Below are 24,015 nucleotides of genomic sequence, written 5' to 3'. Positions count from 1 at the left end.
AATCGATCGCGCGAAACGAAAGACAACAGAAATACTTAAATAAGCTAGGAATAAGAAAGGATGACTGGAATGTGCGGCGTTACAGGCTGGATTGACTGGCACCGTGATCTGCGCGGTGAAGCGAAGACAATAGGCGATATGGCGCGTACGATGAAACATCGGGGACCGGATGACTTGAACATCTGGCTGTCTGCCCATGCGGCTCTGGGCCATGCACGGCTAGTAGTTGTCGATCCTGCGGGCGGGAGACAGCCGATGAAGAAAACCGTCCGGAAGAATGACTTTGTTCTCGTCTATAATGGCGAGCTGTATAATACGGAGGAAATCAGAAAGGATCTGATCCAGGCAGGGCATACGTTCAAAGGCCACTCCGACACGGAAGTGCTGCTGACCGCCTATATAGAATGGCAGGAGGCATGTCTGGATCATTTTAACGGTATTTTTGCTTTTGCTGTCTGGGATGTGACCGGGAATAAACTGTTTGCGGCCAGAGACCGCCTCGGCGTCAAACCGCTATTTTACCATGAAAACGGCGGAAGGCTGCTGTTCGGATCGGAAATCAAGGCGATTCTGGCGCATCCGGGTATGAAGGCGGCGATTGATCGGGAAGGTCTATCTGAAATTTTCGGACTCGGACCTTCCAGGACCCCGGGTCACGGCGTTTATCAGGGAATCAAGGAACTTCGTCCGGGTCATGCGTTGAGTTATACGAAGGATGGTCTGAAAGTTTGGCGGTACTGGAATGTAAAAAGTCACATCCATCAGGACAGTCTGAACGATACCGTGGCTCATATCCGGTACTTGCTTAAAGATGCGGTGGAACGTCAGCTCTACGCCGATGTACCGGTGACCACGTTCCTGTCCGGTGGTCTGGATTCAAGCGGGATTTCCGCTATCGCTGCCGAATACTTCAGAACAACCGGCCGGCCGCCGCTTCATACGTATTCGATCGACTATGCCGGCAATGACCAGTACTTTCATACAAGTAAATTCCAGCCGAACAGCGATGCACCGTATATCAGGGAGGTATCGGATGCGCTCGGAACGGTCCACCACAGTCTCGTGATCGATAATGAGCAGCTTGTCGGCTATCTGAAAAAAGCGATCATCGTCCGGGATATGCCGGGCTATGCCGATGTTGATTCATCATTGTTATGGTTCTGCGAAGGAATCAAAAAGGAATTCACGGTTGCTCTGTCCGGAGAGTGTGCGGATGAAATCTTCGGCGGTTACCCCTGGTTCCACAGCCCGGAAACATCAGCAAAGGAAGGGTTCCCGTGGATGCGTTCGATTGATGCCCGTCAGGAACTGCTGAATGACCGGTGGAACAGCCGGCTGAACCTGAAGGATTATGCGCTGATGCGCTTCAATGAAACAATTGCCGAAACACCGCGGCTGGAGAGCGAATCAGCGGTTGATGCCCGGCGAAGAGAACTTTTTTATCTCAACATGAACTGGTTTATGACTGCTCTTCTTGACCGGAAGGACCGGATGAGCATGGGCGCAAGCCTGGAAGTCCGTGTGCCGTTTGCTGATCACCGGATCGTGGACTATTTGTGGAATGTCCCGTGGGAGATGAAGATGCTGCACGGCCGCGAGAAGGGGATTCTTCGGGAAGCTCTGAAGGGTTATCTTCCCGATGACGTGCTCTACCGTAAGAAGAGTCCGTATCCGAAAACGTACCATCCGAAATACACGAAAGCAGTGTCTGAATGGCTGCAATCCGTGATTGACCGGCCGTCTTCGCCGCTTCTGGAATTCATCGACAAGACAAAGATCCAGTCGATCATCGATACTCAGGGGGCATCATTTAAGGTTCCATGGTTCGGACAGTTGATGAGCGGACCGCAGCTGATCGCTCACCTGGCAATGATCAACGAATGGCTGGAGACGTATTCCGTCGACATTGTCGATCAATGAAATCGACCGAGAACGGGTGATTACATTGAAAAAGCAGGGAAACCGGGATCATTTCCAGTTTCTCTGCTTTTTCAATTTGTGAATTTGTTGCTCCGTCCACTGAGTTATTTTGCCTGAAAGTCTTGATCCAGTTTGGCAAAATCGATAGTCCCGAGGCCGGTTGCCTGATTATAGAGCGTACCCGCTGTGCCGGTATAGAACAAGTTGTCATTAGTCGCCCCTGTTTCATTCAGCGGCGTGAACGGAGAATCGGCGCCCCTGGCAAAGCGGTAAATCTGACCGTTCCAGAATCCGATACGGTCTTTCTGCCCGCTGTTCATCAGTGCGGTCAGTCCGGCAAGCTGCGGGGATACAACGCTTGTGCCGCCGTAGGTGACAAAGCCGGAATTGGTGCCCGGCGCACCGGGATCAGACAGGTAAACTTTGTAACCTGTATACGGATCGGCGTTGAGTGAAACATCAGGAAGATTTCGGCCGCTGCCGGTACCTGTGACGATCTGAGGGGTGCTCAAACGGGTGACGGAGGAGAAGTCGGCGCCCGGCTGCCAAAGTTTTACCGCTGTAAACGTATTGACACCAGAAACACCTTTCTGATAATCAGGTGTTTTAAAAATGCTGCTGAAACCGCCGCCGCCGCCGACAAAGTAATAGTTCAGCCAGCCGTCAGGATTGTTCAGACCGCGTGCATCGAAATAGGGATACAGATAATCCCAGCTCCAGGCACGTTCTTTCGTGACTGAAATATCCGCTTTCGCAATGGAGCCGTCGGCAAGTTTTCGCTGAAGCGTCCCTGACCAGGGGAGGGTTGTCCCGCCGGCAGCGGTTATATAGGGGCTGTCTGCAGGATTGTCGGCGGCAAGATTATAGGTCCCCAGATCGCGTGTGGCATCGTAAGCACCGGCATCGCCGGCAGAAGCGAACAGGGAAGCACCTTGTGCTGCAGCCTGTTCAAACAGTTGGTTAAAGACCTGAGCATAGGCGGGATCTTCTATTTTCTGCTGTACAGAATAGGTGATCGCTGATTCACTCAACCCCCAGCTGACGGAGATCTGCGCCGCATGATTCTCATTGATGGCGGAAGCAAAGGCGTCGACAAATCCGGAGTCTGTATTCGGACCGACATAAACATTGATATCGGCCTGAGGGGCAAGGGAACCGGATTGCTCAACATCCAGCGAGGTCTCTTCATACCCATTGTAATCCGAACCGCCATCTACAGGTTTGACATGAATTCGGTCAGCCTTTGTATTGATGCCCTCTTCCTTCCAGAATTCATAGGCATCCGAGGGATTAAAGTTCGCCAGTGTGACGATATCGATCGTCTGGCCGGCTCCCGACAACCCCTTGCTGTAAAGCGGCTGAACGTTGTATTGTTTGATCAAGTCTGACGGATCGAGATTCAATGGACCGGATCCGTCTTTCGGCTGCGCACCGACCGGCTGCTTGATCGCTTTTGGGGTCAGCGCTGAATAGTCACTCAGACCAAGGATCGCCAGAACATGCCGGGCTATGTATGCCGGAGCTTTGGGTCCCTGTTTTGTTGCATGGAACGTCTTGCCTTTTAATTTAGCTTTCCGGATATGCACACTGAAAGCTTTATTAAAGTCCCCGACGGTTCCCTTCGCCGTGACGACGAGATTATCCGGATAAACTTGTGAGGTAATGTTATTCTTTGCCAGATAGGCCGTCAGGTCACTGACTGTTTTGGCTGATGCACCGTACCGGTGTTTAAATTCACTGACGCTCAGATACTGATGATAGTTCCGGCTTCCCGGATTGACTGTTGCGGCGATATAGTTCTGCAGCTGTTTTTCTTTGTTTGCTTTCAGAACGATATCGACTGTGACGGGCGTACTGTCCGGTAAGTCGCCAAAATAGCTGGCATTGTCCAGAACGGCACTGCCTGTCCCCTGGCTGATCGGTTCGAGCTGGTTACCATTTGCTCCCGACGGTGCCGCGGCAAATGCCGGAACGGAACCGAAGACGAGAAAAAGTGATAATACTACGGCGGCAATGTGTTTTAGTGATGAATGCATGTGCAAGAACCCCTTTCCTTGTCATCTCTCAATCTCTCTGTGAACCAAAAAAGGAATATCCCCCCTTTTTTGAAAAGAATGATTAATCTAATAGTTTAGATCCATCATACAACCATTTAAATCCAATAGGGTAAACCAAAACTTGCGGGAAAAATGACGCAATTGATATATGAAGGTCTTTCTACCCCGGACAAATCAGGACGAATGACTCACAAACTTGCTCGGAATCGTTAAACATGTCGGGATGATCCGCAAAAATGGTGTAAGAAACAGGGAATAAAGTATGAAAAACAGATCTGGAAAAATATTCTGGGCCGAAAGGACTTTTTTTGCTGCATATGACAATTTACGGAGATAACGGATACAGGGGCGCAAACGGATGAAAAATAGCCGATAATCCGTTATACTTAACACGAGATACGGGAAGGAGGGAACCCCAATGGCCGATAAAGAATCGGAAGAACTGAAGGATCGTGTTCTTGAAGCACTCGAGGATGTGATCGATCCCGAACTTGGTATCGATATTGTCAATCTTGGTCTGGTTTATGGCGTTGACATAGATGATGAAAACAATGTTCTGGTCACGATGACCCTGACCTTTATGGGCTGTCCGCTGTCAGCGTCGCTGACGTATGAGGTGAAGCGCGCGCTCGCTGATATTGAAGGGATAAAGGAAGTTGAGGTCAATTTCGTCTGGGATCCGCCGTGGACAAAGGACCGGATGTCACGCTATGCTCGAATCGCATTAGGTTTGCCTGAGGAATAACGTACTCTGCCCGTCAGAGGCGTTATTTTTTTGCATTCTTTAAAAGCAGTTCTCTTTTCTCCATTTTATCGTTTGGCGTGGATGGTACGGGACCCCGCGGAAACTGAGCACCTGCAGCGGAAAACAAACGCCAGGTTTGATTGAGGATTCGTCGCCTATGGATGAACGCCTGCATCAATTTTCGGCTGACGCCATACACATGTTATTGAGCAGAAATCTAAGGAGGGACCCGATATTTTGAGACAGGCGGTCGTTTTCGGCGGACTTTCCGCCTGTGGTCTGCCCTTATCCGAAGCACTTATGAACCAGGGAGTGGCCGTCTGCGCCCTGAGCTCGGCACTGACCAGGCAGGAGAAGGCCAATGAAGCGGAGCGAGGATACATATTAGGCAGAAATGCGCTGTTCCAAACTGTCGATGAGACGCTGCCTTTGCCGTGCGGCACAGTTTTTATCGCTGATTCATTCCGGACGCGTCCGGACGTAAATCAATTGCTTCAGGACAAGATCGGTCAATTGACAGATGTTGTTCACTTAAAAAAATGGCAACGGTTAATCGTTATGTCCAGCCTTGAGGCTGCAGGAAACGATGCGTCCGTTAATCACGCAGGATCGGCAACCGCCGAAAGAGAGGCTGCCGAGGCAATGGAAGCCTTTCTGATTTCTGCAGTACCCGGAGCGAAGACGCTGATTTTTTTCAGAACCAGACGATCGGAAATGTGCCGGCGCGGCAGCCAGGCATCGAAATACATGGCGGCATTTTATTTTGCCGATTGTCATGGCCTGAGCCGATGGGCTTATGATCCGGATGCCGGTGCCGATACAAAAGCAAACAAAGATCTTAATGCCTTGCTGGGTGAACCGGGGAACGACGAATTCTGCTAGATTCTGCGGGAGTGAGCCGCTGTGGTATGCACTTCACAAACAGGCTCCGGACATCCCGGAATTATAATGAAGAAAAAAGTCCGGGCGCATACCCGGACTTCAGAATGACCGTCATCCCGGACCTGCCGTTAAGGCCGTTTGAAGAATTTTAACAGCGGCGATAACTGCTTAATGGCCGGTGCGGTCTGATTCAGTACGGTAACAAGCTGTGTGGCACCGTTCATCACTTTGCCGACGTCAAAGTGGCCGTTCTGATCCATAAACGGTTTGATAAATCCTGGCTGGGGCGAAAGCTGTGCCGGCTGACCACTTGCCTGCGGCGTGCCGTTCTGATAAAATGCTTGTGGCGGTACGGCAGACGGTGGATACTGCCCGAACATCAGATAAGTAAAGGGATCATAGATTTGATCTCTTGGATTGCGTCCGGAAGGTATCATGGCTTTTTCCTCCTGTTGTCATCAATGAATGAGTGATTTTCCTTCGGTCTTTTCCATTCTATGCATTGACTTGTCTGAGCGTGTCTGGCTCCGGAAGGGAAGAGAGCGGGCAGGAACAGGCTTCAGCATTGCTGGAAAAATTTTTACGTTGTATGATATTATTACCTAGTCATTATATATACTGTTATGAGCTGAGAGGAGAATTCTGGATGTCGGCAGGAATACTTGGAATGGGAAAGTACGTTCCTGATCGTGTACTAACAAATTTCGATCTTGAAAAAATGATGGATACGAACGATGAATGGATCCGGACCCGGACCGGTATAGAGGAACGCCGGATCGCAGACAAAGAGACGAATTCATCAGATATGGCCTATGCGGCCGCAAAAAAAGCTATTGATCATTCCGGACTGACGGTTTCGGATATCGATATGATCATTGTCGCAACGATCACACCCGATCGTCCGTTTCCTTCTGTTGCCTGCATGATTCAGAACAGGCTGGGCGCAGAAAAAATTCCGGCGATGGACATCAGTGCCGCTTGCTCCGGTTTTATTTACGGCATTGTTACGGCAAAACAATTTATCGATACGAAGGCTTATCAGCATATTCTTGTTGTCGGCGTAGAGAAATTGTCGAAAATCACCGACTGGGAAGACCGTTCGACAGCTGTGCTGTTCGGCGACGGTGCTTCAGCGGCGGTTGTCGGTCCGGTGTCGGAAGGTAAAGGCATTTTGTCCTTTGAACTGGGCGCCGACGGAAGCGGCGGACAATATCTTTATCAGGAAGGCAATTATATTAAAATGAACGGACGCGAAGTGTTCAAGTTTGCCGTCCGCAAAATGGGTGAATGTGCCGTTGATGTGGTTAAGAAAGCGGGACTGAAGAAGAAGGATATCGACTTTCTGATTCCCCATCAGGCAAACATCCGGATTATGGAGGCTTCACGGGAACGCCTGGAAATTCCGGAAGATAAAATGATTAAAACCGTTCAGAAATATGGAAACACATCGTCATCATCAATTCCACTGGCATTGACTGATGCACTTGAAGAAGGAAAGATCAAGGACGGCGATCTGGTCGTTCTGGTGGGATTCGGCGGCGGTCTGACATGGGGCGGTCTGACAATGCGCTGGGGCAAATGAGTTTCTTTAGCCGCTGATTCTGAATCCCATCGCAGTAATTTGTTAAAGGAGAGAATGTAATGGAAAGAAGAGTTGTTGTCACCGGTATGGGTGCAGTAACGCCTCTTGGAAATAATGTTGAAACGACCTGGAAGAATGCAGTTGCCGGAAAGTCCGGGATCGATATTGTAACTCGCGTCAATCCGGATGACTTCCGTGCCAAAGTGGCCGGGGAAGTAAAAAATTTTAATCCTGAAGATTTTATCGACCATAAAGATGTTCTGAGGATGGACCGTTTTGCTCAGTTCGCCGTTTCGGCAGCAAAAATGGCTGTGGAAGATGCGGGCTATGTGATCGATGATTCAAATGCAGAGACGACCGGTGTCTGGATCGGTTCCGGAATCGGCGGCATGGAGACTTATGAGAAGGAGCTCCGGGTCTCTATTGATAAAGGTTTCCGGCGTGTCAGCCCGTTCTTCGTTCCGATGATGATTCCGGATATGGCTTCCGGACAAGTGTCGATCATGCTCGGGACGAAGGGAATCAATTCCTGCACCGTGACGGCGTGTGCCACGGGTACAAATTCCATCGGCGACGCTTATGAAGTCATCAAACGCGGCGACAATGATGCTGTCATCTGCGGCGGTTCCGAAGCGCCGCTGACCAATATGTCGTTTGCCGGGTTCTGTTCTTCCCGTGCGCTCTCGACCAACCCTGATCCGAAAACAGCATGCCGGCCGTTCGATAAGAACCGTGACGGCTTTGTCATGGGTGAAGGTGCGGGAATCCTCCTGCTTGAATCACTCGATTCCGCTCAGAAACGCGGCGCTAAGATCTATGCCGAGATTGTCGGCTACGGCGCAACGAGCGACGCCTTCCATGTCACTCGTCCGGATCCGGAAGGCAGCGGTGCGGTCCGGTCGATGAAAATGGCACTCGACAAAGCCGGCCTCAAGGCGGATCAGGTGGACTACATTAATGCGCACGGAACCAGTACGGCAGCCAATGATTCCACGGAGACTAAGGCCATCAAGAAGCTGTTCGGCAAGAAGGCCTACGATATGGCGATCAGTTCGACGAAGTCGATGACCGGTCATCTGCTCGGAGCTTCAGGCGGTGTTGAGGCGATTCTGACGATCAAGGCGATTCAGGACGGCATCGTTCCGCCGACAATCAATTATGAGACACCGGATGAAGATTGCGATTTGAATTATGTGACGGATGGGGCGATTAAGAAGGAAGTCGCTGTCGGCATGAGCAATTCATTCGGCTTCGGCGGTCATAATGCAACACTTGTTTTCAAAAAATATGCGGAATAACTTAATCCCGTTTACAATGAAAATATCCGGAGAAATCCGGATATTTTTTTACACAATGGTACACATCAATAGAAACGACTCTCTGATTCACGGAACCGGAATAATTATCAGACTGGCTGACCATAATGATGTCAAATCACTAAAAGAGGAGACGACTGATTCATGGAGATTATCAGCGATATCTGGGTCAACTGGTTTGAGGGCGAAGAGAATGGTTTCAATGTCTGTGAATTTCATGAATGGCGCAAACACGATTTTATCGAGCTGCTTGATCAGGTGCCGTTCATTAAAGTAGAAAAACCGTTTCTCAGTTACATTGAGAATCATTTGCTTGAACTGCCGGAAGAATTTTTAAAGCCGATCAGAAACAAGAGCATGATCAGTAAGAACAACCAGAGAGAGACGATCGAATATTGTTTTGTTGTTACGGACGGCGTGACCTGTCTGGCCGCGGATACGCTCGGGTACCGGATACCTGTCCGGAAGAGCCGGCTGATTCCCCGCCAGGAAAATATTCTTCTGGATCGCGCAGCAGCGATGGCCGTAGAGCGTGTCGCAGTTCCCGAAGTGACCGGGAAGCAGGCTGACCGGCTGCTTTCCCTGGCCGCGGCGCAGATGCTTGGACTGACACGGCGTGAGCGCCAGGTGAAACAGTTATTATTTATGGCGCTCGACCGTCTGCAGGCCACCGGCTGCGCTGAAGAATTGCGTTACTGGTACACTGAATGGTATCCGGAGAAGTATCAGATAAGCAGAAGCATCGATCCGGATAAAGCGTTCAAAGAAATGGCTATGGATATGAAACAAGGCTGGTCTGAGAAACATGAAGGAATCTGTGAACGCCTGATCAAAGGGCAGCCATACTTTGAAAAAATGTGGGAAATGGAACACGGTCCGAAAGTACAATAAGCGGATGTAAAAACCGGGACAGGTTACCTGTCCCGGTTTTTACATGAGTTGATTTGCAGTTGCAGCAAATCGTCATAAACGGCTGACTCGGCCCATCCCCATTGCCTTGTAGACCTGATTCAATGTACTCCTGGCAATTGTATAAGCTTTTTCCGCACCTTCATCGAGCACCTCGTCCAGTTCCGAGGATTCAATCAGATTCCGGTAACGTTCCTGGATCGGCTTCAGCATGGTTACGACGGCTTCGGCAACATCGGTTTTGAATTCTCCATAGCCTTTACCCTGGTAAGCCCCGACCAGTTCATCGATGCTTCTTCCCGCACAGAGCGAGAAGATATCCAGCAGATTTGAAATACCGGGTTTATGTTCCCGGTCGTACCGAATCGTGGCTTCATCATCGGTGATGGCACTTCTGATTTTTTTAACGATCTGGTTTTCAGGATCCAGTGTAAAAATCGTGCCTTTTTTGTTCTTGTCCGATTTGCTCATCTTTTTCGTCGGTTCCGCCAGTGACATGATCCGTGCGCCGACCGGCGGGATATACGGTTCAGGCAGCGTGAATACTGGAGCGTATTTGTGGTTGAACCGTTCCGCCAGGTTGCGCGTCAGCTCAAGATGCTGTTTCTGATCGGCACCGACAGGAACCAGTTCGGTCTGATAGAGAAGAATGTCCGCCGCCATCAGTGGCGGATAAGTCAGAAGGCCGGCAGGAACGGCATTCTTGCCCTTGGACTTATCCTTGAACTGAGTCATTCTTTCGAGTTCGCCCATATAGCTGATACATTGCATGATCCAGCCAAGCTGGGCATGGCAGGGCACTTCGGACTGGATAAACAGGATGGACTGTTTCGGATCAATGCCCATGGCCAGATAGAGTGCGGCCAGATTCCGAATATTATTTTGCATGGTGGCCGGATCCTGAGGCAGGGTGACCGCATGTTCGTCAACAATACAGTAGATACAGTCATTACCTTTCTGCAGCGTGGCGAAGTTCTGCATGGCGCCCAAATAGTTCCCTAAATGCGGAATTGAAGTCGGCTGTACACCGGAGAAAATCTTTGCCAAAAGAGTTCACCTTCCTGATCTTTTCATAGAGTGCTTGCTGCACGATAAAAGTGAGTATAAAAAAAGTCCTCCCGCCCTGAGGGACGGAAAGACCGTGGTGCCACCCTGATGATCCCGGAAAAGTCCGGGAAACTCATTCCGGATGGCCGATTGCAACGGTCATCCGGTCCGTTTCTAACGCTCGGAAGCGTCGCTGTCTACTCATTCCGTAATGGAAAGTTCGACAGGAAGTTCAGAAGCCCATTCAGTATTCCTTCAGCCGTCCGGATCACATCTTTGCCGGGCTCTCTGAAGACCTCCGGAATCCTACTCTTCTTCCTCATCACACTTACTGCTATAAGATTGTCTGCTCAGTCACAAATTCATAAGTTGATTCTTTTGTATTATACAAAAATCGAGGATGAAAAACAATCCCGGCAGTCACGCGGTACAGAATTATCTCATTAAAACTTAAAATCTGTGTTTTCACAGTTGTTTCATAATTCAGTTAAGGTATAATGATAGCCAAGGCGAGCCGTTCAAGCAAACCGAAAGACATCAGGAAATACATATTGATTCGGGGGGCTTTTGAAAATGAGGAGAAAGAGAAGCGTAACGAGTGCGGCAGTGTCGCTGTTTCTGGCGCTTGCCATGGTGCTGTCCGCGTGTTCCGGGAACAATGCCGGTTCCGGAAAAGCAGCGAATTCAGGATTGGCTGCCAAGCAGCAGCTCAACCTGACGACGACTTCCGACATTCCGACACTGAATTACACACAGGCGACGGACACGCAGTCGACCAATGTACTGGAGATGGTCAACAGCGGCCTGACCAGAATGCATGACGGGAAGACCGAATGGGATCTCGCGGCCGGAGCACCAAAAGTCAGCGCGGATCAGAAAACGTATACTTTTACGCTGAGAAAGGGCATCAAATGGTCCGATGGAAAACCGGTTACCGCACAGGACTTTGTTTTCGGCTGGCATCATGAGAATGATCCGAAAGCAAAACCGGCCTATAATTTCCTGTATGCTTCAGCGGCGATTAAAAATGCCGCAAAGATCCAGAATCCGAAGGACAAGCTGTACGGCAAGTATAACAATCTCGGAATTAAAGCGATCGGTTCGAATCAAGTTCAGGTGACCTTCGACAAACCGGCACCGCCTTTCTTCCTGAGCCTGCTGTCAACACCCGGATTCTTCCCGCAGCGTCAGGATTTTGTGACGAAACAGGGTGCCAGCTTTGCTCAGGGCCCTGAAAATCTGCTTTACGACGGGCCTTTTAAAATTCAGAAATGGACAAAGGGCAGCGGCTGGACTTATGTAAAAAACAACAGTTACTGGAACGCGTCCAAAATTCACCTGACCACGGTTAATGTCAAAGTCATAACGACTGAAGCAACGCGTGTCAACATGTATAAAACAGGATCATCCGATGCCATTGAAAACCTTTCAGGTGAGTTTACTAACCAGTTAAAGAAGACGAACCCGAAGGAAGTTTTCAACGGGCTGACGTCAACAACACGTTTCCTTTACGTGAACGAAAAAACGAATAAATATCTTCGCAACCTGAACCTTCGCAAGGCGCTAAGCGAAGCAATCAATCGTAAAGCCTTTGTCGCGACATTGATGAATAACGGATCGGTTGCTTCGCACTTTGCCGTACCGAAAGGGTTCGTTAAGGGACCGGATGGGAAAGATTTTCGTGCAGCGGCGCCGACCGGCTATCTCACGAATGAGAATGCCAAACAGGCGGCCGCCGACTGGGCCAAAGCCAGGAAAGAGCTTGGCATTAAGACGCTGAAACTGACCCTGCTGACTCAGGACGGCGATCAGCTGAAGGCATGGGATCAGTATCTGGCTTCCCAGATTCAAAGCAAACTGAAAGGGATCAGCATCTCAATTAATCAGCAGCCGTTTGCCAACTTTCTGAAATTGCAGACGGGATTCAAATTTGACCTGTCCTACGGCGGCTGGGCACCGGACTATCAGGATCCGATGACCTATCTCGATATGTTCACGACAAACCAGCCGATGAATGCATCGGCATGGTCTGACAAGACTTATGATAAACTGATTGCGCGTGCAGGCAATGAAACGAATCTGACCGCCAGATGGAAAGATCTGCAAAGTGCTGAGAAGATCCTGATTGAAAATGCCGGGATCATTCCATTGAACCAGGACGGTCAGATATGGGTACAGAAGCCTTACGTTAAGGGACTTCAGTATCCTGTCTATGGGCCAACTGTCGATCTCACAGGCGCATATATACTGAAACATTAATACAAGACTAAGATACGGCCAGGTTCGTGGAAACACATATTAAAAATAAAGCCGGCTAGGCACCTCGGAGACGGTTCCGAGGTGCCTAGCCGGCTTTTGACACAATAGTGTAGTCAATTCGCTGCCCATGCTGTCACAGGAGTGACAGGGAAAGCAGCAGGGAGACCAGAACCAGAATCAGGCTGACGGCAAGCACCGGCCAGGTTACCGGCCAGCGCCTGCCGTCACGGACTTTGTATTCAGCAAGAGGCGTTTCAGGATCGGGCTCATGAAGCTGCTTTTGGCGCCAGGCACGCGCGAAACGTCTGAAGCTGTAAAGGATGCCGTCGAAAAAACCGCCCTGAAAAATAAACAGGATCAGACCGGCCGTCAGGCAGAGCAGGCCGACAAGTCCGAGTGCGTCTGCAAGAGCAAAATAGGAAAGAGACCGGTTCCTGATCAGCATCGTCAGTATTGTCAGAACGAGTTCGGCAGCAAAGACGAGTCCATAAAGGGATGAAAGACGGAGCTTTTTACTTTTCACTGACTGTCACCTCCTGACCATCATAACTGAGTCGGACCGAACAGACAACATCCTCCTGAGATGTGTCAGATTAGCTTACAGAGTTGCAAGAAATATTATTAAAAAAAACAGCATAATAGCAAGTGATTCCCTGTTGAAATTAATAGAAAATATTGTTTTTACTAAAAAAAAGAATGCAAACGATCTGAATAACTTGTATAATAGCGTTTGTAGGTTGATCTTGTCTCCGTATATGGAAGCAGAGAGGCCAAAAAAAGATAATATATTTTCAGGGGAGGTCATTGTCTTTATGAGAAAGAAAGCAAAATGGTCCTTAGTGCTGTCTTTTGTTCTTGCGCTAAGCCTTGTTCTCTCCGCGTGCGGAGGTTCAGGGAGCAGCAGTTCAAATGCCGGCAGCACACTCGCCAAGAATCAAGTGCTGAATCTTGCATCAACAGCAGATATTCCTACACTTGACCCAAACCTGGCAACGGACACAACATCAACAAACGTCATCGACATGACGGAATCCGGTCTGACACGGATGCACAACGACAAGTTCGCCTGGGATCTATCAGCAGGTGCGCCTAAGGTAAGTGCCGATAAGAAGACCGTTACCTTTAAACTGCGCGATGCAAAATGGTCTGACGGCAAAACGATCACGGCTCAGGACTTCGTCTATGGCTGGCATCGTCAGAATGATCCGGCTGCGAAACCTGCCTATAACTTCCTGTTTGCTGCATCGGGCATCAAGAACGCTGCCAAGATTGAAGATCCGACAAACAAGAAATTTTACGGTAAGTACAACTTACTCGGCATTAAAGCGCTCGACGCAAAGACACTGCAGGTTCAGTTTGATCAGGCTATGCCTCCATTCTTCTATAGCATCCTGTCCCAGCCGCAGTTCCTGCCCCTGCGTGCAGATTTTGTAAAGAAGCAAGGCAAGAACTTTGCGATGGGTCCTTCCAATCTTATTTACAGTGGACCTTTTGTTCTGTCTTCGTGGAAAAAGGGTTCAGGCTGGACTTACAAAAAGAATCCAAATTACTGGAATGCAAAAGCAACAAAACTGACGAAGGTTAATGTACAGGTACAGACAAGTCTGGCTACCCGTGTTAACCTGTACAAGACGGGGAAAACAGATGTTGTCAACCTGACTGGTGATTTTACTAATTCGATGAAGCAAAGCAATCCGAAAGATATTCACACTTCTTTGAATTCAGGTACCTTCTTCCTTTATATAAATCAGAAGACGAACAAGAACCTGAAGAACCTGAATCTGCGTAAAGCAATCAATGCAGCAATTGACCGCAATAGCTTCGTCAAAGTTCTGTTTAATGACGGCTCATTGGGTTCTAACTATGTTGTTCCGAAGGGCTTCACGGCCGGTCCGGACGGCAAGGATTTCCGTGGTGACAATCCTGCTAACGGTTATCCTGCAGGTACTACAGCAGATGCAAAGACGTTCTGGAATAAAGCTAAGAAGGAACTCGGCATCAAAAAACTTAACCTTAACTTCCTGAGTTCTGACGGCGATCAGTACAAACAGTGGGATCAGTATCTTGCCGGCCAGCTCGAAAAGAACCTGCCAGGCGTTAAAGTAACGATCAACCAGCAGCCTTGGGCCAACTACCTGAAACTGAATCAGGAATTCAAGTTTGACCTTGCATTCAGCGGCTGGTTCCCTGATTATCAGGATCCGATGACTTATCTGGATATGTGGACATCAGACAACCCGCAGAACACGACCGGATGGTCAAGCAAGAAGTTTGATGCACTGATCAACAAAGCAAAAGCTGAAACAGCTAATCCGACGAAACGTTGGAACGATATGCTTTCTGCCGAAAAGACAATGATGGCTGATTATCCGATTGTTCCAATCTATCAGAGTGGCTATACATGGGCTCAGAAGCCGACTGTTAAGAATTTCTCACAGCCTTCTTATGGACCTCAGTATGACTTTGCTCAGACATACATCACCACAAAATAACAGAGTCATTTAAAGAATGGATTATGGTTTATTTTTGGAGGGAGAGTATGTGTCGGTAAATGGCATATACTCTCCCTTCCCTATTATTTAAAAATTTTTTTAATCCTAATTGCTCCTTTAATTTGGCTATGATGAAAGATAAAATAGATAAGATGAATCAAATTGGAGGCTGGACTTAGTGGGGAAGTATATTCTTAAGCGTATATTCTATATGCTGCTTACTTTTTACGTAGTTATCACGCTTACTTTTCTTTCAATGAAACTGCTTCCGGGTACACCTTTCCAGAACGCGCAGAAGCTGACGCCGACCCAGCTGAATACATTGAAACATTATTATGGTCTGGATCAACCTGTTATTGTCCAGTACGGAAAATATATTTGGAATTTCATTCATGGAGATCTTGGCACATCCTTTCAATTTGGCAACACGCCGGTGACTTCCTTATTGTTCCAACAATTCCCGGTTTCACTGGATCTCGGAATTGAGGCGATGATTATCGGTACGATCATCGGTATATTGCTGGGTATCGTTGCCGGCTTGCATCATGGAAAGACTACTGATTGGAGTGCGATGATTCTCGCAACGTTTGGTTTCTCTATTCCTTCGTTTATTTTTGCCGGCATCTTGCAGTATTGCCTGGGCGTTCTCGTACAGATCTTTCCAGTGGCAGGTTGGGGCGGGCCGATGACCCATGTACTTCCAGTCACCTCACTGGCTGTCGGAGTACTTGCAGAAGTAACCATTTTTATGCGAACGGAAATGGTCGAAGTACTGAATCAGGACTATATTGTTACCGCACAGGCAAAGGGACTGACCAGATCAGCAGTCGTATTTAAGCATGCTGTTCGAAATGCGCTGATCCCGGTAGTGACCATTCTCGGCCCGATGACCGCGGCAATCATTACTGGATCTGTCGTTATTGAAGGCATATTCGGTATTCCGGGGATTGGCAAACAATTTGTTTCATCCATTATCACGAATGATTATCCGATGATTATGGGGACGACGGAACTTTATTCCGGTTTGTTTATCCTGACGATTTTGATTGTCGATATCCTCTACGGTGTGATCGATCCTAGAATACGTATATCAGGAGGGCATTCATAATGGCTGCGGCACAAGGTGAGATTACTCAGGAAATGTTTGAACCTGTCGGTGCTGATAAAAAGGCAAGTGAGCAGATCTCACGGAAAGTAGTCAGCACATGGGGAGATGCGTTCAGGCGGTTTGTGAAAAATAAGGGTGCACTCTTTTCATTTTTTATACTTGTGTTCATCATCTTGATGGCACTTATAGGGCCGCATCTGAACAATTATGGGATCTATAATCAAAGTCTGGTAAGGTCGAATCTTCCTCCGAAAATCAGCGCACTTTCATGGATTCCCGCATTCAGCGGTAAAGAAAATGGCGTCGATATCTATCAGCAGCGCGGCGTCAAACAGGACTTCTGGTTCGGCACCGACCAGTTGGGTCGTGATCAGTGGGATAGAACCTGGGCCGGGACGCAGATATCATTAATTATTGGTTTAATCGCGGCCCTGGCCGACGTCTTTATAGGTGTCGTTTATGGAGGTATATCCGGCTATTTTGGCGGTGTTACCGATAATATTCTTCAGCGAATTATAGAGATCATCTCTGGGATACCAAACCTGGTGTGGATTATTTTACTGATTCTGATCATGCAGCCTGGATTACTGACGATAACGATTGCCATTCTGGCGACAAACTGGGTCGCCATGGCCCGAATTGTTCGAGGCGAGATGTTCCAATTGAAAAGCCAGGAATTCGTGCTGGCATCCAGGACATTGGGCGCCAGTGACGGGCGAATCATCTTTCGCCATCTGATTCCAAATTCACTTGGAATGATCATTGTCAATACGATGTTTTCGATCCCGTTGGCAATTTTCTTTGAAGCATTTCTTAGCTTTATCGGACTTGGCATTCGCGACCCGCAGGCATCTCTGGGCTCGCTGATTAACAATGGATTTACAATATTGCAGATCCATCCCTATCAGACAATTTATCCCGGCCTGATCATCTCTTTACTTTTGATCTGTTTTAATATTGTCGGAAACGGGTTACGCGATGCATTCGACCCGAAATTACGACGCTGAATGTGAGGTACAAGTATGGAAAAATTATTGGAAATTCAGAATCTGAATGTTCAATTTGATATCTTTGGCGCTCACGTCCAGGCTGTCCGTGGTGTGGATCTCGAGCTGAATATCGGAGAAACATTGGCGATTGTTGGTGAATCAGGGTCCGGAAAGTCCGTTACATCAAAGGCAATTATGGGGCTCAACCCGATGCCGCCGGGGAAAGTGACCGGCGGGAAGATTTTGTACAATGGTCAGGATCTGGCACATGCTTCGGATAAACAGATGCAGAAAATCCGGGGCAAAGAAATTTCGATGATCTTTCAGGATCCGATGACCGCTTTGAATCCAACGATGAAAATCGGCAAGCAGATCATGGAAGGCCTGATTAAGCATCAGAATTTGAATAAGCACGATGCCAGAGCCAGAGCGATTGAATTACTCTCGCTTGTCGGCATTCCTAATCCGGATAAGCGGGTAGAGGAGTATCCGCATCAATTTTCCGGCGGCATGAGGCAACGTGTTGTCATTGCTATTGCTTTAGCCTGCAATCCGAAAATTCTGATTGCCGATGAACCGACAACTGCACTGGATGTGACGATCCAGGCCCAGATTCTTGACCTGATGCGTGATATTCAAAAGAAGACAGGAACGGCCATTATTTTGATCACTCATGATCTCGGCGTTGTTGCGAATCTGGCGAATCGCGTCGCTGTTATGTATGGTGGAAAAATCGTTGAAACTGGTACACTGGATGAGATCTTTTATCATTCGAAGCATCCTTATACCTGGGGCCTTCTGTCCTCAATGCCGCGGCTGCACGCAAAGACGGATAAGCTTCTCGCTATACCTGGCACGCCTCCTGATCTGAGCGATCCGCCGAAGGGCTGTCCGTTTGCCCCGCGCTGTCCGTATGCCATGAAAGTGTGCCAGGATCATATGCCTGATTACACAAAGGTAACAGACACGCAGAAAACAGCCTGCTGGCTGCTTGATTCGCGGGCGCCTAAAGTCGAACCCCCGAAAACTGTTGTGGTGGGAGGAAATTGATCGATGGCTGAAAAAGAGAAAAAGGAAAAATTACTTGAAATTAAGCATCTGAAAAAGTACTTTAAGGTAGCGCATAAGGATGTCCTCAAAGCCGTCGACGATATTTCATTCGATATTTATAAAGGCGAGACATTCGGCCTGGTGGGCGAATCCGGTTGCGGAAAGTCGACGACCGGGCGGACCATTATCCGGCTGTATGAACCGACGAGCGGCGATGTTGTCTTTGCCGGTGAGGCTATCGGCGGTAAACTTTCACATAGAGCAAAAAGAGATCTGACCAGCAAAATGCAGATGATCTTTCAGGATCCCTATGCGTCACTGAATCCAAGAATGATGGTCAAGGATATTATTGCCGAAGGATTGAATATCCATCATCTTGCCAAGAGCCCGAAAGAACGTCTGCAGCGTGTTTTTGATCTGCTGGAAACCGTCGGTCTGAACAGGGAACATGCCAACCGCTATCCGCATGAATTCAGCGGCGGGCAGCGGCAGCGAATCGGTATCGCCCGGGCACTGGCCGTTGACCCGGAGTTTATCATTGCCGATGAACCCATCTCCGCACTGGATGTATCGATTCAGGCACAGGTGGTCAATTTGTTGCAGAAACTGCAGGAGGAGCAGGGGCTGACCTACTTGTTCATTGCCCATGATCTCTCCATGGTCAAGCATATCAGCGATCGTGTGGGTGTCATGTACCTGGGCAATATGGTTGAACTTGCTTCGAGTGATGAAGTGTATGATCATCCGCTTCATCCCTATACTCAGGCGCTTCTGTCGGCTATCCCGGTGGCTGATCCTAAAGTGGAACGTACGCGTGAGCGTGTGATTCTCCAGGGTGAAGTGCCCAGCCCGATTAATCCGCCGAGTGGCTGCCGCTTCCGGACGAGGTGCCCGTTTGCCATGGATATCTGCGCAAAAGTCAGACCAAAATGGCATGAAGTGGAAAAAGGACACTGGGTGGCCTGCCATCTTCATGATGAAGGTGTGTCGAAGGATGCAGCTTCACAACCTGCTGAGGCCAATAACAAAATAGCCGCAAAGAAATAAACCGAAAAAGAAAAGCCAGGTTATCTAACCTGGCTTTTCTTTTTCGGTTGCCCCAATAGTTACTGCAGATCACCTTTTTTTCGTTCGCTCCCGGTACTTAAAAAACAAGTGAATAAGGAACACGGCAGCTGCAAAGATAATTATTGTGGTGACGAATCCTTCACGAAACAGATGAAAGTAATAATGTAGAACGATCACTGCGGCCATGATCATTGCCGCCAAAGTGGCACTGAATCGCAAGACACTTTTGCTCCTTTACGGGATGGTGAAAGCATGACGCATAGTTTTCATCTTCATGCATAAACTATTACAAGTTGAATGGGGAAATTGTACAGGTACAAGCTGGCTTTTTATTCGCGCCGATGCAGAAAAAATTCCCGTTAAAGTGACAAATATCGACACTTATTGAGAAAACGCGTCTCTTTTTGAGAGCAGTATTTCTTCCTGTCCTTGACAAGTATAGCAAAGTGGGTTGACAATGAGTAGAGAGGGATAAATAATTAGAAAGTAACTGATTAAGTGTACGGTTCATAAGCTCTTTAAGGAGGCGATAACCAGTGAAACCGAAAGAAGTCAGGCGCAGGCGCAAGAACTCAATCCGCAGATGGCTGAAAGAAACACTGGGTCAATTGCAGCCAAAATCGCAGGATGCCCCGTCGGCGAACATGAAATTGCCAGCATAACGAGATCAATATGGGTCAGTTTGAACGATAAAAAGGGGCAATACCCACTTTTAAGAACTCAAAAAGGAGTTCTTTTTTTCACTATAAAAATATCGGCCTGAGACGGCATTTCTGTCCGTCCTGCGGCGAATGTCCCGCGGATTTATTAAGCCGGATCAATTGTGGCAATTTTTTTACAAAAAAGGGGTATGAAAATTAGAAGAATTATTATATAATAAAGGCATACACAAGAGTGGGGAAGCTTTGATATCCAAAGGAGGTTTGAACTATGGTTACATTGTATACATCTCCAAGCTGCACTTCTTGCAGGAAGGCGAAAGCGTGGCTGAAAGCTCATGATATCCCATTTAAGGAAAGAAATATTTTCTCCGAACCACTTTCCATTGAAGAAATCAAAGATATTCTTCGCATGACGGAAGATGGTACGGACGAAATTATTTCGACACGTTCGAAAGCGTTTCAAGAACTGCATGTCAATCTGGACACAATGTCTATTCAGGATCTGTTTGAACTGATCAGAGACAATCCAGGTCTATTGCGCCGGCCGATTATGCTGGATGATAAACGGCTTCAGGTCGGTTATAACGATGACGAGATACGACGCTTTCTGCCAAGAAAGGTCAGGACTTTTCAGCTGCAGGAAGCACAGCGCCTTGTTAACTAATTTCCAGAAAAATAAAAAGAAAAGCGTCCGGATGATTGCTGCCGGGCGCTTTTTTGTGATTACTGAGTCCTGGAAGAGACGGTATTATAAATCAGACAGATAATCAGTACGGTTGTGATCAGGATCAGCGGGAACAGATACTCGGGAAATCCGTAACCGGCAATCAGCTGTCTGATCACCGGCTCATCATGGATCATTTCCGAAGCGGTATAGAGGAGGACGCCGCCTCCTGCATAAATCAGGAAGGGAATATGTTCCATCGCAATGAGGATCAGCTTGCTGCCCCAGATGATGATCGGAACGGAGATAACAAGTCCGGCGGCGATGTAGCCGATGTGCCCCCTGGCTGCCCCGGCAATCGCGAGCATATTGTCGAGGCCCATCACCGCATCGGCAACAACAATCGTCCGTACCGCGATCAACAGCGAAGAACTTGGATGGAACTGATAATTCTCTTCTTTGTTTGTGACCAGGCGAATCGCAATAAAAATCAGGAAAACAGCGCCGATGAGCATCAGAAAAGGGATATTCAACAGTGAAACGACCATTGCAGTAAGGAAGATCCTCACGATGACCGCGAGTCCGGTCCCGATAAAAATTGCTTTATTTCGCTGCTTTTCCGGAAGCTTTCGGCAAGCCATAGCGATGACCACAGCATTGTCTCCGCCAAGGATAATGTCGATAAAAATGATTTTCAGAATGAATATCACGGTGTCTAAATCGAAGGTCATGGACAGGCTCCTTTCTGATGCTCGGTAATGATTATGCAGACTTGTCCCGGTCTATGACCGCTTATGGGTGTACTTAATTGAACGGGTCGGCGAAAAGCCATCATATTTTCACGGGGCCGCCATAAACTTGAATAATGAATTCCGATTCAGGCAGGAGTGGAAGTTGCACCACTCGGTTGTTTTCTATTTCATTCGTCGCGGAATTATCATACAATGAAAGTACAAGGGGTAAGTTGTCTTGATGAATGGACTGTCGCTCCAGAAATGAAAAGAAGTGGAGGGAGAGATCGCGATGAAAATAGAAAGAATCGATGACTATACACTCAAGTTTTATATAACTTATCATGATATTGAAGACCGCGGTTTTGACCGTGATGAAATATGGAGTAATCGGGACAGAAGCGAGGAACTTTTCTGGCAGATTATGGATGAAGCACATCATCAGGTCTCTTTCTCCATCGAAGGACCGCTCTGGATACGGGTTCAGGCGATGGAGAAAGGCATGGAAATTATCGTCACGCGGGCTCAGGTGGCTAAAGATGGGGCGAACCTTCAGCTTCCTGATGGGAACCGTCAACTTGAAGTGCCGTTCTCAAAAAAGGCGGAACCGGATACCGGGAGCCAGGACGGACAGGGTGACTTCTCGGAAACGCAAACCGATGATGAAAGTCTCGAAGATGTTGCAGATTCAAGTGACGACGAGGATCGGGCACTTTGTTTTGTTATTGAGTTCACAGATTTTGAAGATCTGATTGCCCTGAGTCACGTTTTACCACCGGAAGATGCAACAGAATCCGCCCTGTACGCCTATGAGGGGAATTATTATGTACTGGTCAGATTCTCCGATGCGACTTCTGATGAAGAAGAAGAAAACGCACTCAGCCGGATTCTTGAATTTGGTTTGGATACGCATCTCACCGAATCCGTGCTTGAGGAATACGGGAAGCAGATCATCAGTGACAGGACCTTTGAAACCATCAAGAAAAATTTCCCGTTGATCCAGTAATGAGGCTTCATGAATTAGGATAAGAAGCAGGAGTTTTAGTGAAGGATCACGAATAATGAATGCAGAAGATAGATGCTTGCAGATGAGCCGATCAGGCTCTTTTTTTTAACTTGAAATGGCTGATTGGCCGATTCTCCAGTGAATGGCAGGCGATCAGACGATTCTGGAGCGAAGGTTAACGAATCAGCGGCGGCTGCCCTGACAGAGAGCGAGGAGAGAAGACGATGCTCGTTGCCGAATTGAAAGATGGAGAGCGGGTGGCGCTGGTCACAGAAGGGTTGTCACTCTCCCGGCTCCGGCAATTAAGAACCCGGGAGACCTTCTATTGTCCGGTCTGCCATACGCCGGTTTTACTGAAATTAGGATCCCGAAGAAGGTGGCATTTTTCCCACAGGCCCAGACAGGGCTGTCTGATTGATATGGAAGCTGAGTCTGAAACGCATCTGGACGGCAAGCGGTTTTTATATAACTGGGCTGCCGGCTGTGGCGAAGCCGTGACGCTTGAACACTATCTGCCCGCACTGAGGCAGCGTCCGGATATTTACCTTCCGGGTATTGAGCCAATGGCGATTGAATTTCAATGCAGTACCATCCCGGAACAGGTCATTGATGCCCGAACCAGCGGATACCTGGGTGCGGGCATTGAACCGGTCTGGATTCTGGGCAGTGACCGGCACAGGCGGATCGGCGGCTATCTCCGGATAACCGGTTTTGAGCAGCATGCCATCCGAAAGTCGCTGCATGTCTCCCGCCAACAAGACAGCTTTATATCGTCCTACTACCTCTGCTACTTTCATCCGCGAGAAAAACAGGTGATTCTGGAAAATCCTTTGTTTCCCGTGTCTAAGACGCGGTTTATTGCCGGGGAAATGAAAATCAGCCTTAGCGATTTCAGGCTTTACCGATTAAAGTCTCCCATCAGTTCTTTCTCACGGGATCTGTTCAAATCACTCCTGCTTCAGGAAAAGAAAAAGATACGTCTCCGTCCGCCATGGAGAGTCAGCAGTGAAGAACAGTGGCTTCGGAAGCAGGTTTATCTTCGGCATCAGTATTTTTCTCTGCTGCCTCCGTACACAGGATTACCCCATGAACGTTATCTTCATCTCGAGGTTTCCCCTCTTTTATGGCAGTACTGGATTTGTTTATTGCTGAGAAGCTGCAAAAAAGGAACCTGGTTCACTCCGGAACAGATTCTCAGAAGATCGAAGGAATCAGGCGGCGATGTGCTATTTGTCCGGAGAAAAATGCCGCTGTGTCCGGTTTATTCCACTTTGGAACTGATTCAAACGTATTTAAGCCAGTTGACCGCACTTCGTGTCCTGCATCAACGGTCAAATGCTTTCTGCCTCAGTCCGGAGGCTGTTTTAAAAACTGAATCACTGCCTGTACTTCTGGAATGGGATGAAGCTGTTCTCAACCGGCTGAGTACAAACTGTTTCCCGGAAAGGGTTCAGTGATGCCCTGCTTTTTTGCGAAATTTCCAAAAAAGCTGTAGGATAAAGTAAATTGCCGAGTTCGGGCAGGAGAA

General features: G+C 48.2%; 21 protein-coding genes and 1 other annotated feature. Of the genes, 16 read left to right on the top strand and 5 right to left on the bottom strand.

Annotated elements, in window-relative coordinates; all coding sequences use genetic code 11:
- The first annotated feature begins 69 nt into the window (after window positions 1–69).
- Window positions 70–1,920 carry an asparagine synthase (glutamine-hydrolyzing) gene (gene asnB, locus D889_RS0101480; protein ID WP_010631333.1) on the top strand — a complete coding sequence of 617 codons (1,851 nt, stop codon included), beginning with the start codon at window positions 70–72 and terminating at the stop codon, window positions 1,918–1,920.
- Between the two features lie 104 nt (window positions 1,921–2,024).
- On the opposite strand, the gene D889_RS0101475 is transcribed toward asnB, so the two are convergent.
- Window positions 2,025–3,956, bottom strand: a complete 1,932-nt coding sequence (locus tag D889_RS0101475; RefSeq protein ID WP_010631332.1) for a S53 family peptidase — start codon at window positions 3,954–3,956, stop codon at window positions 2,025–2,027.
- A 439-nt stretch (window positions 3,957–4,395) separates the two neighbouring features.
- On the opposite strand from D889_RS0101475, the gene D889_RS0101470 reads away from it, so the two are divergent.
- Both D889_RS0101470 and D889_RS0101465 read left to right on the top strand, forming a co-directional pair.
- On the top strand, window positions 4,396–4,722 hold the full coding sequence (locus tag D889_RS0101470; protein WP_010631331.1) for a metal-sulfur cluster assembly factor: 327 nt from the start codon (window positions 4,396–4,398) through the stop codon (window positions 4,720–4,722).
- 237 nt (window positions 4,723–4,959) lie between these two features.
- Window positions 4,960–5,604, top strand: a complete 645-nt coding sequence (locus D889_RS0101465; protein WP_010631330.1) for a hypothetical protein — start codon at window positions 4,960–4,962, stop codon at window positions 5,602–5,604.
- A 128-nt stretch (window positions 5,605–5,732) separates the two neighbouring features.
- Here the strand turns inward: D889_RS0101465 and D889_RS0101455 are convergent, their stop codons facing one another.
- On the bottom strand, window positions 5,733–6,041 hold the full coding sequence (locus tag D889_RS0101455) for a YppG family protein (RefSeq protein WP_010631329.1): 309 nt from the start codon (window positions 6,039–6,041) through the stop codon (window positions 5,733–5,735).
- A gap of 209 nt (window positions 6,042–6,250) precedes the next feature.
- Between D889_RS0101455 and D889_RS0101450 the strand changes: the two genes are divergently transcribed.
- The 3 genes from D889_RS0101450 to D889_RS0101440 all read left to right on the top strand — a co-directional run bounded on the left by D889_RS0101450 (window position 6,251) and on the right by D889_RS0101440 (window position 9,393).
- A complete protein-coding gene (locus D889_RS0101450; RefSeq protein WP_010631328.1) occupies window positions 6,251–7,186 on the top strand; it encodes a beta-ketoacyl-ACP synthase III in 936 nt (311 codons plus the stop codon).
- A gap of 59 nt (window positions 7,187–7,245) precedes the next feature.
- A complete protein-coding gene (fabF, locus tag D889_RS0101445; protein ID WP_010631327.1) occupies window positions 7,246–8,484 on the top strand; it encodes a beta-ketoacyl-ACP synthase II in 1,239 nt (412 codons plus the stop codon).
- A 162-nt stretch (window positions 8,485–8,646) separates the two neighbouring features.
- Entirely contained in the window at window positions 8,647–9,393 is a 747-nt protein-coding gene (locus tag D889_RS0101440; protein WP_010631326.1) for a DUF3603 family protein, read from the top strand.
- Window positions 9,394–9,465: 72 nt separating this feature from the next.
- On the opposite strand, the gene trpS is transcribed toward D889_RS0101440, so the two are convergent.
- A complete protein-coding gene (gene trpS, locus D889_RS0101435; RefSeq protein ID WP_010631325.1) occupies window positions 9,466–10,458 on the bottom strand; it encodes a tryptophan--tRNA ligase in 993 nt (330 codons plus the stop codon).
- A gap of 76 nt (window positions 10,459–10,534) precedes the next feature.
- Window positions 10,535–10,790, bottom strand: a binding site (T-box leader).
- A gap of 241 nt (window positions 10,791–11,031) precedes the next feature.
- On the opposite strand from trpS, the gene D889_RS0101425 reads away from it, so the two are divergent.
- Window positions 11,032–12,717, top strand: a complete 1,686-nt coding sequence (locus tag D889_RS0101425; protein ID WP_010631323.1) for a peptide ABC transporter substrate-binding protein — start codon at window positions 11,032–11,034, stop codon at window positions 12,715–12,717.
- 133 nt (window positions 12,718–12,850) lie between these two features.
- Here D889_RS0101425 and D889_RS0101420 read toward each other — a convergent pair whose 3' ends face one another.
- The gene (locus D889_RS0101420; RefSeq protein ID WP_010631322.1) at window positions 12,851–13,240 is read right to left on the bottom strand and encodes a DUF3899 domain-containing protein; all 390 of its coding nucleotides are present in this window, start codon (window positions 13,238–13,240) and stop codon (window positions 12,851–12,853) included.
- A 289-nt stretch (window positions 13,241–13,529) separates the two neighbouring features.
- Here D889_RS0101420 and D889_RS0101415 point away from each other — a divergent pair, with 289 nt between their 5' ends.
- The 7 genes from D889_RS0101415 (at window position 13,530) to spxA (ending at window position 20,750) form a co-directional block, all read left to right on the top strand.
- Window positions 13,530–15,209, top strand: coding sequence for a peptide ABC transporter substrate-binding protein (locus tag D889_RS0101415; RefSeq protein WP_010631321.1), 1,680 nt, complete (start codon window positions 13,530–13,532; stop codon window positions 15,207–15,209).
- Window positions 15,210–15,387: 178 nt separating this feature from the next.
- Window positions 15,388–16,317, top strand: coding sequence for an ABC transporter permease (locus D889_RS0101405; RefSeq protein WP_010631320.1), 930 nt, complete (start codon window positions 15,388–15,390; stop codon window positions 16,315–16,317).
- Window positions 16,317–17,324, top strand: coding sequence for an oligopeptide ABC transporter permease (gene opp3C / locus D889_RS0101400; protein WP_010631319.1), 1,008 nt, complete (start codon window positions 16,317–16,319; stop codon window positions 17,322–17,324). The genes D889_RS0101405 and opp3C overlap by 1 nt, the downstream gene beginning before the upstream one ends.
- Before the next feature lie 15 nt (window positions 17,325–17,339).
- Window positions 17,340–18,356: an ABC transporter ATP-binding protein gene (locus D889_RS0101395; protein WP_010631318.1), complete on the top strand. Its 1,017-nt coding sequence runs from the start codon at window positions 17,340–17,342 to the stop codon at window positions 18,354–18,356.
- A gap of 3 nt (window positions 18,357–18,359) precedes the next feature.
- Window positions 18,360–19,403 (top strand): ABC transporter ATP-binding protein, encoded by a 1,044-nt coding sequence (locus D889_RS0101390; RefSeq protein ID WP_010631317.1) that lies wholly within the window; start codon window positions 18,360–18,362, stop codon window positions 19,401–19,403.
- 557 nt (window positions 19,404–19,960) lie between these two features.
- Window positions 19,961–20,086 (top strand): hypothetical protein, encoded by a 126-nt coding sequence (locus D889_RS15880; protein WP_018962086.1) that lies wholly within the window; start codon window positions 19,961–19,963, stop codon window positions 20,084–20,086.
- Between the two features lie 268 nt (window positions 20,087–20,354).
- Entirely contained in the window at window positions 20,355–20,750 is a 396-nt protein-coding gene (spxA, locus tag D889_RS0101375; RefSeq protein ID WP_010631316.1) for a transcriptional regulator SpxA, read from the top strand.
- Between the two features lie 59 nt (window positions 20,751–20,809).
- Here the strand turns inward: spxA and D889_RS0101370 are convergent, their stop codons facing one another.
- Complete coding sequence (locus tag D889_RS0101370; protein WP_010631315.1) at window positions 20,810–21,481, bottom strand: TerC family protein; 672 nt, start codon at window positions 21,479–21,481, stop codon at window positions 20,810–20,812.
- Window positions 21,482–21,773: 292 nt separating this feature from the next.
- Between D889_RS0101370 and mecA the strand changes: the two genes are divergently transcribed.
- Together mecA and D889_RS0101360 are read left to right on the top strand one after the other, a co-directional pair.
- Window positions 21,774–22,487, top strand: coding sequence for an adaptor protein MecA (gene mecA / locus D889_RS0101365; protein ID WP_010631314.1), 714 nt, complete (start codon window positions 21,774–21,776; stop codon window positions 22,485–22,487).
- Window positions 22,488–22,711: 224 nt separating this feature from the next.
- The gene (locus D889_RS0101360; RefSeq protein ID WP_010631313.1) at window positions 22,712–23,944 is read left to right on the top strand and encodes a competence protein CoiA; all 1,233 of its coding nucleotides are present in this window, start codon (window positions 22,712–22,714) and stop codon (window positions 23,942–23,944) included.
- The last annotated feature ends 71 nt before the right edge of the window (window positions 23,945–24,015 follow it).

The sequence above is a fragment of the Sporolactobacillus vineae DSM 21990 = SL153 genome, assembly GCF_000377985.1.
Lineage (GTDB): Bacteria > Bacillota > Bacilli > Bacillales > Sporolactobacillaceae > Sporolactobacillus > Sporolactobacillus vineae.
This window is presented reverse-complemented; position numbering and strand designations above follow the sequence as displayed.

What these genes read in the sequence shown, in the direction of transcription:
- asnB (WP_010631333.1), top strand. Translation starts at nt 70, where the DNA reads ATGTGCGGCGTTACAGGCTGGATTGACTGGCACCGTGATCTGCGCGGT.
- D889_RS0101475 (WP_010631332.1), bottom strand. Translation starts at nt 3,956, where the DNA reads ATGCATTCATCACTAAAACACATTGCCGCCGTAGTATTATCACTTTTT.
- D889_RS0101470 (WP_010631331.1), top strand. Translation starts at nt 4,396, where the DNA reads ATGGCCGATAAAGAATCGGAAGAACTGAAGGATCGTGTTCTTGAAGCA.
- D889_RS0101455 (WP_010631329.1), bottom strand. Translation starts at nt 6,041, where the DNA reads ATGATACCTTCCGGACGCAATCCAAGAGATCAAATCTATGATCCCTTT.
- D889_RS0101450 (WP_010631328.1), top strand. Translation starts at nt 6,251, where the DNA reads ATGTCGGCAGGAATACTTGGAATGGGAAAGTACGTTCCTGATCGTGTA.
- fabF (WP_010631327.1), top strand. Translation starts at nt 7,246, where the DNA reads ATGGAAAGAAGAGTTGTTGTCACCGGTATGGGTGCAGTAACGCCTCTT.
- D889_RS0101440 (WP_010631326.1), top strand. Translation starts at nt 8,647, where the DNA reads ATGGAGATTATCAGCGATATCTGGGTCAACTGGTTTGAGGGCGAAGAG.
- D889_RS0101425 (WP_010631323.1), top strand. Translation starts at nt 11,032, where the DNA reads ATGAGGAGAAAGAGAAGCGTAACGAGTGCGGCAGTGTCGCTGTTTCTG.
- D889_RS0101415 (WP_010631321.1), top strand. Translation starts at nt 13,530, where the DNA reads ATGAGAAAGAAAGCAAAATGGTCCTTAGTGCTGTCTTTTGTTCTTGCG.
- opp3C (WP_010631319.1), top strand. Translation starts at nt 16,317, where the DNA reads ATGGCTGCGGCACAAGGTGAGATTACTCAGGAAATGTTTGAACCTGTC.
- D889_RS0101395 (WP_010631318.1), top strand. Translation starts at nt 17,340, where the DNA reads ATGGAAAAATTATTGGAAATTCAGAATCTGAATGTTCAATTTGATATC.
- D889_RS0101390 (WP_010631317.1), top strand. Translation starts at nt 18,360, where the DNA reads ATGGCTGAAAAAGAGAAAAAGGAAAAATTACTTGAAATTAAGCATCTG.
- spxA (WP_010631316.1), top strand. Translation starts at nt 20,355, where the DNA reads ATGGTTACATTGTATACATCTCCAAGCTGCACTTCTTGCAGGAAGGCG.
- D889_RS0101370 (WP_010631315.1), bottom strand. Translation starts at nt 21,481, where the DNA reads ATGACCTTCGATTTAGACACCGTGATATTCATTCTGAAAATCATTTTT.
- mecA (WP_010631314.1), top strand. Translation starts at nt 21,774, where the DNA reads ATGAAAATAGAAAGAATCGATGACTATACACTCAAGTTTTATATAACT.
- D889_RS0101360 (WP_010631313.1), top strand. Translation starts at nt 22,712, where the DNA reads ATGCTCGTTGCCGAATTGAAAGATGGAGAGCGGGTGGCGCTGGTCACA.